The organism is Pantoea sp. V106_11 (genome assembly GCF_029967885.1).
Lineage (GTDB): Bacteria > Pseudomonadota > Gammaproteobacteria > Enterobacterales > Enterobacteriaceae > Pantoea > Pantoea ananatis.
Genome location: NZ_JASCAK010000035.1, coordinates 39893 through 56043 on the forward strand (window position 1 = coordinate 39893; position 16151 = coordinate 56043).

Below are 16151 nucleotides of genomic sequence, written 5' to 3' on the forward strand. Positions count from 1 at the left end.
GGGCTATTTTTTATTGTAGAGAGAAATATATTCAGATTTTCTAGAACCACGCCTAAATCTTTTAGGCTCCATAATTAAATCAACCGTATTAGCGATAGATTTTTTTGGGCCGATTTTTAAAGGTACAAACTTGCCCATTTTCGCGTCATAAGAAAATAACTCGCCATGAGCCGGTTTTCCATCTTTAGCTATTATAGATGCAAGTACATGAGCAAATATTTCATCTATATAACCTCGGATACTGCTTCGATAATGTTGTACTGCTTCGCTTCCGTATAACGGACCTGTACGCAAGGCATGACTCACACACTGAGCCGTTGCGTTTGGTAAACCTGGTCCAAAAAACTTATAATTACCTAAGTCAAAGCATTTATTTAAACGAGAATCTGACTTCGTTTCTTTCTCAATTGCCTTTAACGGGATTTGTTCTTTGTGAGCATGTGATACGTCTTCAGAGGCGGACACTGGTACAGGAGAAGATGTGACGACAGTAGTTCTGCCTTCATGAATAGCTTGCATCATCGCTTCCATACGCTCAGCTTGTCGTTGGCGATATAGTTGCAATCTGCTAGTAGAATCTTGGCGTTCGTAAGACATTCGCCTTCCCCTCTGGTTCCAGCCCAACTTCAATAGTTGAACCTTTATGCTTCTTTTTTGAAATTAGTCGGCAATATACACTGGTAAGCTTCAGATCAGCAGGAGCAAACGAGTATAGTCCAACCCTATACTCATTATAGTGGTCAAAAATTATTCTTTCAACGCATTTGATAACCCTTGTCCCAGCGCCCTCAGGTAAGTCAACTCTTTCGAAATGTGTTTTCTGATTCATATTTTGAACTGAATCAAAAGTTACGTCGTAATGATTAATATATTGCGGCATGTAAAATCCCTTCGGTAAATCTACAGCAGCATCTAAGGGATTCTTTGAAGTTATTTGTGTAAAAAAAACGACATATTCAATCTCTGCCACTTTGAACCGACTCGATTGCTGTCTTGGTAAACCACTCATATTCAGATCGTCAAAACGTGTCATATTCGATAATTTTCATTGGTTTTAAGTAGTATTTTCTTAAAATGCTTTCTGACAAAAAGATGTGTAAATAGACACTTTAACTTATTAGATCGCAAATTACTCGATAATTAACAAGTTAGCCAACATAGCGATCATCTCCAAAGTGACAGTGAAAAAGCAATACTAACCTAACGAAAATGCAACATATGAAACTATAACTACAGTTTATAAATATAAATTGAACCTATAGTTATATATAGTTTTCTAATAATTATGCCTTATACTGGCCAATTAGGATAGCCAAATACTGGCTAGCCAATTTAAGTCGCTCAATGTTAATATTGGCCTGTAAAAACAAACAGGCCAAATAGAGTATACCTCCTGAATCTTCCCCCTGGCACCATTCACGACAGTACTATGACATTTTGGAGGCTGGGCCCTTTATTTAGGGGTAAATACGCTTTATTTTCTCAGCCTATAAACCACAATTCATCCCTGACGTTTCCGGTCAGCCTCAGCCGCTCAGGCCCTGTTCGCCAGTGTCTCAGGGGAAGGCAGATAAGATAGATATGTTAAGATAGCCGGGTTTACAGGGGACACGAGTGATCGGGGGTGATTTATGGATATATCAGTGTCACTGGAAGAACTCGGCCATCGCATCTGCATTTTGGGCCCCTCCAACAGCGGTAAATCCACGCTGGCCAGCGCGATAGCAGCCAAAACATCTCTGCCTTTAATCCATCTGGACCAACTCCATCACCAGCCGGGTACAAAATGGATCCCCAGGAAATCAGAAGATTTTCATCGATTACATACCGAAGCCGTGAACACGGAAAAATGGGTGATGGATGGTAATTACACGAAGTGTTTACAACAGCGACTTGCGCGTGCCACTGGGCTGATACTGCTGGATGTTTCGATGCCTCTGGCACTGCTGCGATATATAAAGCGGTGCTATTCGTCGATTCCCAGAATCGGTGGTCTTTATACCGGAAAGGATAACGTGACCTGGGAAATGCTCAAATACATCACGCTGACTGCGCCTAAAAACCAGCTCCGTCACAGAGAGCTTTTCTGCAAAAGCACTCTTCCCAAAGTGATGCTGAAGTCATCCCGTGATATTAATGCCTGCTGTCAGCAATGGGGGCTGGAATTACTCCGCTGAAAGTAATACACAGCAGTACGCCTCGTCTTTTGCAGGCCCCGGTTAAAAACGATGTAAGTTCACGGCAGCAACAGTACACCATTTCTGTGCTTCACCGGCATCCGGTGGCTTTTTACGCAGGCCGTGGTATTTCATGTTGAGTCGGACGGTGCGTGACATTTTCCCCCGGGACGTTGTTCTGCAACTGCGCCGTCCGGTCCTTCCCGTGAATCCCGTGCGGGACGACTTTCACTGGATTAGAATTTTACTCGACAGCCTTTTCTTCACAGCGTACCGAAACGGCCGGGCAGAGGTGCACATCCTGAAACGCGGGGTATTGGCTGTCAGGTTTTTTTAAGAATAGCCACTGCGTCGGTTCCGGGCATGTGAAACTGCACCCGGTGACGCGCCGCCACATCGAGCGCAAAGACCTTCGTGTATACCTCAGTTGACTTCAGGCTCTTGTGACCCATAAGGCTCTGCAGCGCCTTCAGCGGGATCCCCGCGTAAAGCATGTGCATGGCATAGCTGTGCCGGAAGGTGTGCGGCGTCACCGGCACCGAGAAGGTCACACCGTCGGCCGCAGCGGCCGCCACGGCTTCATTGATCCAGGTCCTGACGGTGCGGTCGGCCACGCTCCACAGCCGCACCTTTTCCGTCCGGCCGGTGTCAGGATTGCGCCGTTCGACCGGGATCCGCAGCGTGGCGACCATCATCTCCAGCTGGGCGATATACTGCGGATCGGACAGCGGAACCAGCCGGTGCGGCACCACCCCGGACGGCGCGCGCCCGGGGCTACGGGCCGCCTTCTCACCACGTTGTTTCAGGGTGGCCAGCTGCACAAACGGGTAGGGCGGCGTCAGGGTGAAGTCGGCCCGCGTCAGGGCCAGCGCCTCATTGATGCGCGCGCCGGTGTTCCACATGGTGGTCAGCAGCATCTTTCGGTGCAGGTCCGGCACATAGTGCAGCAGGGCGCTGACCTCCGGCGCCAGCAGGTATCTGGGTAAGTCGTCAATCAGCGCAGCCATCTGTCGCAGCGCCAGCGCCGCCGGATAATCGATCGCGACGGGCAGTAAAGCAGGGGTCACCGCGGACGCCTGTGTCGGGTAAATCTGCAGATCAGTGTTAATAGTCATGTCTCCGTTGTGACGGGTTCCGGTCATCAGGCAGGTCGTCCGGCCGGCCGGCCTTCGTTCTTTTAAACAGGCGGTCTGCCCTGTTCAGCAGAAAAAACAGCCCGGCCCACAGCCCCGTGACAAGACGCACCTTCCACTGACGTTCAGTCAGGAAGCAGATACGTTCAGCCTGCCTTGCCACTTTCGCCTTCAGGTAATCAAGCTCTTGCTGCTGTTGCGTGCACGTCCGGCTCAGCTCGCTGACGGCCAGGTCCAGGCGAACGGCAGCCAGCGAAGAGCGCCGGCCTCTGGGGAACCGGAGATCACGGATACGCAAAGAAAAGGACTTATCACTGTTCTCTGCAAACCGGAAACCCAGCCCGCGCCAGAAGTTCTCACGCCGCAGGTAATTTTCTTCATCAGCATCGTCCCGGACTGAAAGTTTGATACGGCGGACACGCATATCCGCGGGCAGGGTTCTGGCCCAGCAGACAAGCTGCTGCATGATCCAGGATCCCAAACCGCGCCCCCTCAGTCTGCTGTCAATAACGAAATCCCCGCCGGTCAGATCCAGAAATGAATACTCACTGCCGTCCGGACGGATGTAGGTTCTCAGCACAGCCGCAAAAGTCTGGTCCAGGGTATTGCCTTCATATTGGCAACTGAGAAAAAGCGTGCAGGAGAGCCCATCCTCGTAGCGATCGCCACCTACAGTCCGGACAGCGACTATCTTGCAGGCCGGTATAAGATGCCCTTCCGTCCGTATTTCCGGCAGAGTCAGCAGCCACGCATTTTCATTTTCCCTGAACCACATATCTTCAGGCCTGTGAGTAAATCGGTCCATCCATCCTCCTTTGCTCTAAAGACGATCCGCCCTCAGGGGTGCCCGCATCGAGCAGCGGCATGGTTCCGTTTTGGACTGTCAGAAACCGGAGCTGAGCTTCCGGCAGCGATACAGGACGCTGGGGAAATAACAGATCCCGGCACTGCCCTCTGTTCATCAGAACCGGTAACGCCCTGAACAGTTACGCAGTAAATGTGTCCGTTTAGATATTGTCACGGAAAATTACTTGTTCATGCATGAAAATTCACCAGGTGATTATCAGAAATCATTTAATTTACCTGAGTGACTGACTTCGGCATAACGGTCACGCCTGAACAGATAACACACGATATATTCACCAATATGAAAAATAGCCTGCTTATATTCCTGCACCGCAATTACCGGAAGCCCTCAGTTGCCGGATCCGACTTTTTCCGTATCGGGCAGTAACCGGAAGGGTAGCACGGCGGCGGGGCGGGCGGAAGCGGGGTTTTCCGGTCGGGATTTCGCTGACGCGTCCCCTATGTTGTGTCATGTGCAGCTGAGTGAGCCACAACATGTGGTGTGCTGCGCAGAAAACGGCCGGTGGCGGGGAGAAGATCCGGTTTCACCTTTTTCCGGATCTGCGGAAGTTAACAAAAAGCCAGTATGCTGACTGCAGTGAATAAAGGTTAAAACCAGCCTGTGACAAAAAATTGCGATTACAGCAAGCCAGTTCAGCATAAAGACAGGAATCCTGAACACAGAGGGTAAAAGCCGCTGTATGCAGGATTTATGGTGATAAACGCTAATGATGCCTGAAAGCTGAACTGCAGTGTGGAACAAACCTGATGCGCTGACGGGCTTCATTCACGTTTAGGGACTGGATGAATCCGGCCTTTTCCAGCAGGCGCGCCATTTTGATGAGGGCCTTCGTGTAAGGCACCGAGCGGTGGGCTTTGGTACTGAGAAAAACCCGGTAGTCATCGTCGGAAAGGGAGCTGAGAACCAGCGTAATGATCTGATGGGAGAGATCCCCGGCGCTGAGCGCCTGCAAAAGCAGAGCAAGCCGCAGGTCATCATTTTTCAGCGCAGGCACAATGTGCCTGAGAGACTCTGCCGGTATAAACAGCGGCCCTTCAAAGATGTCAGGGTTGTAGCCCCACAACCAGTTCAGGGTACTTATGCCAGCGGATTTCATGACTTCATCATTGCTGAACAGCCTCTCAGCCAGGGGAAAATCGAGCTCATCATCATGCACAAGGACCGTCAGCGGATGGTTTGTGAGCAGAGACGGGTACTGAGAAACGAGGCTGGCCAGTATTTCACTCACGCCCTCATCATTATCTGTATAGGTGTCACGGATCTCCGTAAATACCTCGCCTGTCGGTGCAAGCCTCCCGTATTCAACCATAAGAGCGACCTGTTCAGGGGGCAGATTCCCGGGCAGAGACAGAAACACCACATGGAGGTTGGCAAGAATCTTTTTGCGGGAAGATTCGCTCAGTGCCGGAGAATTAAAAAAATGCTGCATCAGGTGGTAAGGCGAATCAGATGAATGTGAAAGGATATTGGTATCTTTAAATGCGAGGTGAATATCATTAAACCATTTTGCGATAGTCAGGACTGAGACGACTTCCTGGTGGAGCAGGTAACTCAGCTGTTTCCAGTTTGTACCGACCCGGTGATATTCAAGGAGAAGAGAATATAAATCATTGCCTTCCGGCTTACTTTCAGCCCCGTCGAACATTACTGAGCGGTTTTTGATCCCGCTGACTTCGTCTATAATGAACTGCATTCTGGTTACTATATCAAAACATCTTTCAGGGATGACTGAATTGTTATTGAGCAGCTCCGGTATGCGGGAGTGTTCCTGTGATTTAATAAAGTAATCGACTATAAAATTATTGATATTTTTCCACACGAGTGTTTTAAACGCCGGAATATTCAGCCCTTCAATGGCTGATAGGGGAAAGTTATGAAGATATTCACGATCTGTTTCCGCGCCGTCAGTCAGCATCACGAAAATATTTTTTAGGTTATCCGCAGAGTATGACCACTGCCCGTTATCGACAATACTTCTGACAATTTTTCTTCCCTCCGCTGACTCACACACGTCCAGCCTTGAAAGGTACAGACGCGTATTAATTACATTCCTGATGAACGTGCTGAGGTATCCTTCCGGCACCTGGTCAGGGAAAGTGCCGTTACTGGCGAGGATGGACCGCGCCCACCGCTTCATGTCGGTTGTTTCATGATTCCACCTGAGCCGGGAAGAACAGAGCTGCAAGATCAGGAGTTCAGACGCGGCCACACTTGCTTTCATTTCAGAGAGACGCTGGACAAACGCGAATGCCTTTTCTTTACTGGAAGCAACCCGTTCAACGTAACGAATACGCTGCGGCATACTCCACTTTTTAAAGGTATGTTCAGCCAGTCGGGCCAGGCGCCAGTCATGTCCGGCCTGAACCTGAATGATGGGCTGAAGTTCACTCAGGTTATTTTCAAGCAGGTAAAGCAGGACGTCAGGATGCCAGGCATTGTCGTCCATCATCAGCCCCAGACTGAACAGCTTGGCTGCGACGTTTTCGATCTGCCTCAGCGGCATGTCCAGTGTATAGGTCAGCCCCCGGCCGACACTGACCGCCTTGATAAATTCATTGTCCTCATGGCTGAGGCTGCCCGGCCTGAATACCGACCGGTAAAACATGTAGTCAGACGCAATATAGCTGTGGATCAGAAGAAAATAGAGGAACTCCAGGTGTTCAGTTCTTTTTTTATCTGTTTCAGGCGTTGGCTCGTCAGCGTTACCGTTTACGTAAACCCATTTTAAAAAACCCTCATGGCCCAGAGTGCGGGCCAAAGCAGCCAGGCTGGTTTGATTTAGCGCATTGATCTCATCATTAAGGCTGTCAATATCATTTCTCAGCTGAATGACTTCGCCATTCGTCTTTTTATCCAGAGTGGTTTTTCTGTCCTCATAGCAATCCATTATCTCCTTTATTGTATTCTGATTAAACGTACAAACAACCGCTCCCGCTTCCTTAGACCACAAATAGAACCTGGTAATATTCCTTAATTTATTGAATATATCCTCATTTTCTGAAAGTGAGCTTAAATCATAAACCTCACCTCCTCCAAAATGGAACTGTAAGTTTTGCTCCATTCTGGGCGTTATGTATTCGGAAAGGATGCTTCTCCTTATTTCTGCTAAACTTCCGGCGTCATCACTGAGAAGAGAAGCAATTTCAATCTGAGTTTTTTTTATTTTTTCAAGCCTTTCCTTAACCGGTTCTTCTTTTAACCCACCGGATACGAAGGCTCTGACGAAGGAATACAGCACCCCTTTTTTTTCATCAATACTGTGATAGTCCTCAGCGAATATATTTTTGTATGCAATCATAGAAAGAAGGCGCGTGATGTCACCGGCACCGTTTACCAGATTCTGATAGACCCTGAATTCATTCGCAATATTCCTCATGATCCGCATATCCGGTATGAAAAGGGCAAGGCTGGAGACACACTTAGTGAAGTCAGGATCCCCGAGTTCAGTTTCCCTGAACATACTGCTGAAATGCTCTGCGGCATTTTCGCTGTCCATGACCGGTATCACCGGGATCACAAAATCGAAAAATTTCGTCCTGGCTTCAGCGGTTGAGAAAAGCCCGTCCCTGACGGCGTAAATGAACCGGACAGGTTCGTCGTCGGGGCGGGTGTTATTGATAATCTGATTTATTTCCCGCAGCTTGATAAAAATGGCCCCGTCGTTATGGCGATCCAGATCTTCGAAAATCACCACGTTGTGCCCGGTCTGCTCAAAGAAATACACAATTTCGTCGATGTAGACATTAAGAAGGGACGGGGAAGAGGGACGGGTTGATATGGCCCCTTTCAGCATGTCGATCTTGTCAACGCTGACACGGCGGTCAAAAAGGCCGATACGGTGAAGTTTTCTGACAGACATAAACAGCGCGGTAAAAAGCAGTACTCCGGCCAGAACAAGTCTCCATGCTGTCCTGTCGATAAGATACTGGCTGATCATCCCGGGCAGGGAAAGTTTATTACTGACGTACTCCGGAAAGAGACAGAGCAGGCCGGCCAGCATAACAATCAGGATTAAAAGCAGGTCTGCGGCGACTCTAGCAACCTGAAATGAAGAGATATCGGTAATGCGTTCAATACGTGAATAAGGAAGCGCACTCTTTTTTTCTTTGTACAGCAGCTGCTGAAGGATGCTGTACTCGATGGTTTTTTCTTCCGCTGCGGCTTTTTTATCGTCGGCAGCGCTCGTGTTTCCTTCCTTGTCGGCGGGCTCAGCTTTTGGACGTGAAGCGGACTGCATCTCGAAGTCAGCCAGTGAGACAGTCATGATGCGTAAATCGTTATCAGGACACTCCTTCCATGTCCGCAGGACAGAGCTTTTACCCGCACCATAGGCACCGGTGACGGCAATGTTTCTGATATCCCCACGGGAACAGGCGAAGTTTAGTGCATCTGTATAAGTGGACGACTCCTGCGGCTCGATGATGCTGGGCGTAAGCGCTTCATACTCATCAGCGGTACTTATTTCGTCTGGCTCCGGAGAGGCTGCGTGAAAAAGAACATCAGCCAGCCTTGGCTGTTTAAGCATGTTGTCACCTTATTATTTTTTGTAATTCACATCAGTATATCTTCACTTTCCTGGTGAGTTCACTGTAATAAAGTACCCGAATGGTGGCAGCGACATATATATTGAGAAGGAGCATCAGACAGGGATGCGGTACCGCCTATTTACGAATGCCGGTACGTTAAAAAAGGCGTCATCAGGGTCAGCATCCCGGACTGTTGCGGGATTAAACCGAATCCGATGAACGGCCTGATGCGTTTTAGATGATTCAGGGGAAAGTTAGACCGGGGGTAGAGCTTTTACATACGAAAACCGCCCGTGATATTGCACACCGATAACACCAATCCCGGCAGAAAAGAATCAGTACTCCTGTGCTCAATGAATTCTCCCTGTCAACTCGTTGACGGACTCTGCACAGAGTAAAGGCCCGGTAATCCCGGTGCAGGGCCATCCCGGCTTTAATCCACCGGCGCAGCGGAATTCTCCATTTCGCAACGGGCTGCATTTTTTTTCAAGTAAAGATAAATATTAAGGGCAAACAGAAGAAAAAGCAGGACGGTATCAGCAGATAAAACCCAGGCAATTTCACCGGACTGCAACGCTGTACCTATAGTGGTCATCCCGAAGAATGTCACCACTGAACGCGGAACGCGGAATGCGGCCATGGTCTGGCCATATTCACCTTCATGACTTGCAGCCCTGACCTGACCGGCAATAAAAATTGACCACCATACTCCCGTGAGTTCAAGACAGAGGGCAAGAGAGGGAAGAAACCACGGCTTTTTGTCGTAGTCCCAGAAAGTAAGTAAGACCGCTCCCGAAAAAATAACTAAAAAGGTGCACAGAAAAAAACGCCACCGGAAGTTAACCGTAGTTTTCCCCACCGAGCGGGGATAAAACCACGAAGCCAGGCTGTCAAGAACGCCGCTGATCGCGCCCAGAATAAAAACAGCAGCGAAAGGTGTGGTACCTAGTGAAAATGCAATCACGTCAAAATTGGTATTAAACGACGTCTCCGTAAACGCCATCACGCACATAGCCAGCGCAAGAAACCAGTTTCGTTTCAGGCACCGGAAAGTCTGACGATAGATCCCGGAGAAGTCTCTTTTATCCGTCTCAGGGACAGCCTCATCCGGACCGGCGCAGCTCTTACCGCGGATCAGGGGAAGAAGAGTAAGGGCCGAAAGGAGGAAACAGCCGGCGGCCACACTGAAAAACAGGGGGGGTGAATAGCGGTCATAAAGGGCGGCAAGCACCAGTCCGGTGACGAAAACGGCGATCCCGCTGATATATGACGCCACAGCCACACTCGTTTCATAATCCCTGTGAAGTTCAGGCAGCAGATACTGATTAACGATAATCGTCGCAAAATTTACGGTGAGGGAAAGGGATATAACCAGCACAGGTGTGACTACGAGACTGAAATGCGACTGGTTTCCGAAAGCGAAAACCAGAAAGCCACAACACGCCTGCGCAGTCATCAGCCAGAAGAACCGGTGACGGCTCCTGTCGATGAGCCGCCCGGCCAGAGGCCCCCACGCCAGGCTGGACAGCGCAGTTGAACCAATCAGTACTGAAATAAAAAGGGGGTCGGTTTTGATTTTAACCAGATAAAAGGAAAAAAAACCCAGATAAAGGCAGAAACCGAGTGTGGACAAGAGTATGAAAAGACACAGCGTAAGCTGCCGGAAGCTCTTAATCATGCACATCTTCCCTATCCAGAAAAGCATACTCCATCACCCGCTTTCTCCCGGCACGCTCAGCGGCGCGTATTGAAGGATGGTTACTGCTTTCAATGGTTCCCCACAGCGATGCCGGTGTGCGGGGCGTGCTGAGAAAAGAAAGTAAGGCCTGTTGTGCAGAACCCGCAACGTGCTTTCCGCGAAAGCGCGGAATAACGATCTCTTCGGTGATCCACAGTCCTGATATAAACGCCCTGCGTCCGTTCTCACAGATGATAAAACCGGCATGCGCCCCTTCATAAACTATGATGAACAGGTTTCCATCCTTAATGGCGTCGCGAATGTCTTCTTCATCTGCGGGAAACACCTTATCCTTCAGGAAAGGATAGCGGGAATACGTCCCTGCATAGGCCAGTTCCAGAGCCTGAAAGCACCACTCAGCTGACTGTGGGCAGGCCCGCTCAATGCAGACAGTCTGGCCGCTGATAACCGCTTCATTGCTTTCATGCATGCTTTCGCCGACATAGAAAAACTGATCGGCACAACCACGCGTGTCCTCAGACACGGGCCGGAGAACGCGAACTGAACAGGCGCCCATGGGATGCCATACGTCCAGTATTGAGGCCATTGCCCGCCGGGTCAGAGGAGCAGAGCTGGCGACCAGATCAATGAACGGCTTCTTCAAATCGCCGCCTCTGTATCGTGGACCGGTGAGGTAGTCATTACCGTCGCAGGAAACGATTTTCTGAAGAAAAAAATCCTGAGGCAGGCCGGTCTCCCGGAAAGGAAAGTTTGATGAAAAATTGCTGTCCTCACACCAGAGCAGCTGTTCATCAATATAGTCTTTCATGCCGTTTCTGAGTAACCCGGAGTCAACAGGCAGCCTGCTGAACTGCTCAACCATGTAATCAAGCATTAACTTGTTCCTTTTATTTCCACGGGGATGCCTGTTTTATAGAAAGAAAGAATGAGGTTGATGACGTCTTTTCTGTCAGCTCCGGGGCGTGCAGAGAAACTGGTGAGGCTCCGGCGTTCAAAGATGTGATGAAAGACTTCTTTCGTTAATTCAAGGACATTTTCCCTGTAAATGAACCGGATGTAAGAATCCTCCTCATCCAATAAAACATCCTGCCCCGTATGCAGTACCGGTTCAGCCCCCCCGAGCAGATTGCCCATACTCCGGAAAAATGTCACCGCTGAGACATCGCCAGGGTGATCTCCTGCAGACGCGGGTTCGGGGAAAGCAGGGAAAGATGACACCCCGTAAACGAGCCCCACCGTCAGGTGCAGCGACTGGTGTCCGTCTTCCGTAACCGGGTCATGAAGCGTCCCTTTACGGACGAAGAGAATATCGCCTGCTTTTAGCGTGATGTCTTCGTGTTCAAACCTCCATTTTTTCTTACCCGCGAGCTGCACGATGACCACATCATGGTCATCAGTGTGGGCACCGGCACCGGTGCTGCCAGCGGGCGACCAGTAAATATTGTAGTGTGAAAGGATCCCTTTTTTATCAGCCAGATAAGTGTACAGAGAAAAGTATTCCGGCATCCTTTTCTCGAGGTGGTTGAATACGATGGTCCGCTTACGAAGCAGCATAAGGGCCATAGTGTAAAATCCCAGTATTCCGTCAGTACACGTCTCACTGGCAGGATAGTAGACATCGCCGCAGCAGAGCAATTTGATGTCTTTTTCAGGATGACGGATCCCGCGAAAAAGATAGTGAAGTGAGTAATTAAATAAAGCCTCAGAGAAGGAGGCATTTCCCTCTGACAATACGTAGTCCTTTTTAAAAGGTTCAGTGTCTGTCAGCAGAGCCGTCAGCTCATTCATCGGAAAGGTAATCATACCAGCACTCCGGTGCGGATCAGTTGCGTGATAACCTTATTGAAAACACCTTCCGCGTCAGTATCACGGAATTCAAAGCTGAAACCAGATCTGGCCATCTCATTTTTAAGATCAAACAGCTTGTCCGCCACTTCATTTCTGACTAAAAAATCTTTTCCACGGAGGTATATCCGCGTTGAGCTGCCTTCCGTTTCACCGAAGACGATGTCACCATGATATTGATAAGGCCTGTTAACGGTCATTCGGGCGGGTGAAGTATATTTGAAATAACTGTTACTTTTGAGCCGGTTTATCAGCCGGGCCAGACCTTTGTGTGCAATATCACCGAGGCTGTTTTTTGCAGAGTCAGGAGGGATAACGGCTGTAATAATATCGTTAACGTCAGCTTCGGCCCTCAGAGGCAGAGTGATATAAGGATCCTCGGTATCATGGACAGCCAGGAAATCTGACAAAAAAGACGTCAGTAATTGTGATCGTTTCATTTCATAAGGAGCAATACCCAGCGTGACGGAAAATTCGGGATTTTCCAGAACATGATACCAGTTCTGAGGAATAAACAGCGCATCCCCCGGACGCAGAGTGACCTCCGTCGCCCATGAGAGGGTTTCCTTCAGATTAAAGGAGTCAGACTTCACCACCGGCGCAATGTCTTTTATGGCCGGATCCCACACCCATGCTTTTTTGATTCCGGGGCCGAGGTGATAAAGAAACGTATGCTCCTGATCTTTGTGAATACCAAATGGTGTCAGGCTGTATCGCCCCATGAAGCTGTAAACATCAATCCCCTGGCTCGGAATACCGTATTTCTCAACCCATTCTTTATTGAAATCCCGGTTAATTTTCTGTGCCAGAGAGTCGGACCATCCGTTAAGCCCGTTAATAACGGCACAAAAACTGGAGGCGCCGGTTATTCGCTCAAGCCATTCACTGAGGTGCTCGTCTTCGCGAGGGGGATGATTCGACACACTGTAACCAAAGTCATCACGGGTGCCATTATTAATAAACACACGGGCATTGAGCAGGCTTTCTGAAATACTCCTTCTTTTACGGATAATATGCTCTATATCGGCAAGCAGCGCGCCAGGATCCGTCAGAACTCCTGCCTGATGGTAGAATTCATTGATATTGAATTCTGTCAGGTGACCGGTTAACATGCTTACACACATCTTTACCTCCTGATCTATCAGCTGATAATGAGAGAAATTATTTTATCCAGCAAGGGCATTTCATGGTTAAACGGATTTCCTTTTTTATCAAAACCACAGGTGAACTCCATGATATCGGCACCCACGACGGAAAGGCATGAATTCTTAATCAGGCTCAGAACATCCGTTATATTTTCCTCGTTCATCCCCTCATCCAGCGGCGTCGTGACGTGCGGAAAAACATCAGGATCCATCACGTCTGCATCAAAACTTATATAGACATTTTTCCCCTCGATTAACGACGCAAGCTTTATTTTATCGCCGGTGCTCATTACTGCACTGAACTGATTAATGGATGAAGATTGAAGATAATCCATTGAATATCTGATTGTTTTCTCTCTGACACCAATCTGTATCACTGACCTGATTGCGTTATCAGCAATGAGTTTTGAAACAAAATTTGCATGGTAAAGAGGCGCGTTTGACTTATCCGTGCTGGTATTGATATCGGAATGCGCATCCAGTTGTATCAGCACGAGTTCAGGGATAAACCGCGCGGTTTCTGCCACGGAAAAATAAGTCAGCGAGTGATCGCCACCGAACATCATAGCTTTATTGTTTTTCGCTCTGATTTTGGCGACAACATGCTGAATTTTCTCCCCGAAGCTGTATATATTATCAGTTGTACTATAAGCGATGTCGCCAACATCCCTCATTTCAGCGTGGTTGCGTCCTAATTTACGGTAAATGTAAGGGCCATGCGCCGGCGATCTGGGGGGGTCTAATGCAAAATCTGCCGGGGCACCAAAAAAGCACCACTGATCCTGCGGGGTGTCAGGTATGGATAATGCCACCTTTTGTATTCGCGCAGGGTTATACAAAATGCCGTCTTTTAGTAACTCATCGTCCTTCCGGGAGATTAATATATCGTTAAAGTACAGAAGTGAAGTAATTTCTTTAAGATGCGCATTGTCTGTCGAAAGCAGGTCTTTAAAGTTTATGTCCTGTTCTGTTATTTTTCTTAAAAGCTGATACAGCTTACCACTGACCGTCACACTGACTCTTCTTTCATTAAGCGTGAGCTCAACCTTGTCACCTTCTTCGTTGATAACCGTATTTCTGTTAATAACAATATCATCTTCATGCATATTTCACCCCCGCCATGGATAAAAAATAATTACCTCATATTCAGGTAATTTCAATATCCTTTTCCAGACGATTCAACTTTTCTCAAAAAAAATAACCAATAACCTCATGATTATCTTATTAAATTACATCTAAAAAAAACATAACCATCCCAACTTAATAGTTTAAACCTATCAATTTTGTTCAGGTTAAATTAGTTTTATTATTAATAATAAAAGGAAAATTTTTTTTAAAACTGCATTTTTTACTATTCAACTGAAGATAAAAGAAATTTATCCTTGCGCACTTTGTTTACGCTTTTAAATAAGTTTTTTTCATAGCTTTATGAGTTGACTTTCATTCAGGCCCAATACAAGAATTCTTCTGCCAGGCGTTGCTGGCAGTTTGACCAACTTTAAATATTGGAGGTATGTATGTCCTTGAATAAATATGGTGAGTCACAAAAAGATAATCTGGATAAGATCGCGGCTGAGCTGTCAGCTTTCAGCCACGATGATGTCATTGTGGAAGTAAAAAAAGACAGTAACAATCACATCGACATCGGTGGTGGTGGATTAGGACGTGATCGCCGCGATACTGGTCACTGATGAAAAAGAGGAGCAGCCGACAGGCTGCTCCTTTGCTGATTAACAGGGCTTTGCTGGCTGAGTTCAGAAAATTACCATTACTGATACCCGCTCAGGAAAATACACTTACAGCACCCGGAAAAATTGCTCCTCCTGGATGTGACAAGATTCTTTGTACAGTTTTAAATTTTCACTATCAGTAACAGGGTAGACATCACAATAAGAGAGATGATAACCAGTTTTCTCCGGAAGTTCTTCTCTCCGATGAATAATGCGGACAGAATGAACCCCACCACAAGGCTCATTCTCCTGAATACCGAAAGATATGTCACATTAGCATCGGGGTCTGTGATTGCAAAAAAATAGATGAGTTCCGCAATAACCCATGAAAAACCAACCAGGGGAATGTACAGACTCCACATGCAACGCAGGTTGCTCCGCCCAAGCCGGATAAACGCAAAGAGAAACGCTGCAGCGAAGATAAACCGGTAAAGTGAAGAATAAGCCTGAATGGTATAAGCCGATATATCGAGATTATGAACGATATATTTGTCAAAAACGGTTGTTAATGAGGAAAGTATGGTTGCAAGAAGCATCATGGCCACGGGGAGACTGCGTAGCGTGTTGATCCCTTCCTTTTTGCCTGTCTGTGATAACCCGTAATAACAGAGCACGGAAACGAGTACCGCTGTGAACTGCAGGGGGGACAGGAACTCGCCGAAAACCACGCTGCCGCCCGCAAGCGTCCATAACGGCCCTGAGGCCCTGACGGAACCTGAAAAGGACATCGGCAACTCTCTTACAGAGAAATAAGCGAAAACCCAAGACAGGGTCATCATCAGACTCTTTACCAGAATAGGCCACTGCTCTGTAAAACGAACAGGACCTATTTTCAGCTGCGGGCTCAACGCCTGTACCTGAGGCAAAAATACGGGCAGCCACAGCAGAGCTCCAAAAAAAGAACTGTAGAAAACCACCTGAAACAGACCATTACCTGACATGGCCTTTTTAGTCCAGAAATCATAAAAACCCAGAATAACGCCGGCTGAAACACCGTAATAAATCCACATGTTCGATCGGTCCTTCAG

At 48.0% G+C, this 16151-nt stretch carries 12 protein-coding genes; 2 read left to right on the forward strand and 10 right to left on the reverse strand.

Annotated features, from left to right (window positions below; all coding sequences use genetic code 11):
• Positions 1-3: 3 nt before the first annotated feature.
• A complete protein-coding gene (locus tag QLG08_RS18455; RefSeq protein WP_282473116.1) occupies positions 4-597 on the reverse strand; it encodes a hypothetical protein in 594 nt (197 codons plus the stop codon).
• Between the two features lie 1034 nt (positions 598-1631).
• Between QLG08_RS18455 and QLG08_RS18460 the strand changes: the two genes are divergently transcribed.
• Complete coding sequence (locus tag QLG08_RS18460; protein WP_116197922.1) at positions 1632-2177, forward strand: AAA family ATPase; 546 nt, start codon at positions 1632-1634, stop codon at positions 2175-2177.
• Between the two features lie 323 nt (positions 2178-2500).
• Here QLG08_RS18460 and QLG08_RS18465 read toward each other — a convergent pair whose 3' ends face one another.
• The 8 genes from QLG08_RS18465 to QLG08_RS18500 form a co-directional block, all read right to left on the reverse strand.
• Positions 2501-3292 (reverse strand): site-specific integrase, encoded by a 792-nt coding sequence (locus QLG08_RS18465; protein WP_282473117.1) that lies wholly within the window; start codon positions 3290-3292, stop codon positions 2501-2503.
• A complete protein-coding gene (locus tag QLG08_RS18470; protein WP_110268920.1) occupies positions 3282-4115 on the reverse strand; it encodes a GNAT family N-acetyltransferase in 834 nt (277 codons plus the stop codon). Before QLG08_RS18470 ends, QLG08_RS18465 begins: the two co-directional genes overlap by 11 nt.
• Before the next feature lie 766 nt (positions 4116-4881).
• A complete protein-coding gene (locus QLG08_RS18475; RefSeq protein WP_282473118.1) occupies positions 4882-8703 on the reverse strand; it encodes a pcar in 3822 nt (1273 codons plus the stop codon).
• Positions 8704-9137: 434 nt separating this feature from the next.
• Complete coding sequence (locus QLG08_RS18480) at positions 9138-10382, reverse strand: MFS transporter (RefSeq protein ID WP_282473119.1); 1245 nt, start codon at positions 10380-10382, stop codon at positions 9138-9140.
• Positions 10375-11277 carry a hypothetical protein gene (locus QLG08_RS18485; RefSeq protein ID WP_282473120.1) on the reverse strand — a complete coding sequence of 301 codons (903 nt, stop codon included), beginning with the start codon at positions 11275-11277 and terminating at the stop codon, positions 10375-10377. Before QLG08_RS18485 ends, QLG08_RS18480 begins: the two co-directional genes overlap by 8 nt.
• Positions 11277-12206: a cupin domain-containing protein gene (locus QLG08_RS18490; RefSeq protein ID WP_282473121.1), complete on the reverse strand. Its 930-nt coding sequence runs from the start codon at positions 12204-12206 to the stop codon at positions 11277-11279. Before QLG08_RS18490 ends, QLG08_RS18485 begins: the two co-directional genes overlap by 1 nt.
• The gene (locus QLG08_RS18495) at positions 12203-13372 is read right to left on the reverse strand and encodes a cupin domain-containing protein (RefSeq protein WP_282473122.1); all 1170 of its coding nucleotides are present in this window, start codon (positions 13370-13372) and stop codon (positions 12203-12205) included. The genes QLG08_RS18490 and QLG08_RS18495 overlap by 4 nt, the downstream gene beginning before the upstream one ends.
• Before the next feature lie 17 nt (positions 13373-13389).
• Complete coding sequence (locus tag QLG08_RS18500) at positions 13390-14499, reverse strand: arginase family protein (protein ID WP_282473123.1); 1110 nt, start codon at positions 14497-14499, stop codon at positions 13390-13392.
• A gap of 411 nt (positions 14500-14910) precedes the next feature.
• Here QLG08_RS18500 and QLG08_RS18505 point away from each other — a divergent pair, with 411 nt between their 5' ends.
• A complete protein-coding gene (locus QLG08_RS18505) occupies positions 14911-15084 on the forward strand; it encodes a hypothetical protein (protein ID WP_155683843.1) in 174 nt (57 codons plus the stop codon).
• A 161-nt stretch (positions 15085-15245) separates the two neighbouring features.
• Here the strand turns inward: QLG08_RS18505 and QLG08_RS18510 are convergent, their stop codons facing one another.
• Positions 15246-16133 carry an EamA family transporter gene (locus QLG08_RS18510; protein WP_105080074.1) on the reverse strand — a complete coding sequence of 296 codons (888 nt, stop codon included), beginning with the start codon at positions 16131-16133 and terminating at the stop codon, positions 15246-15248.
• Positions 16134-16151: the final 18 nt, after the last annotated feature.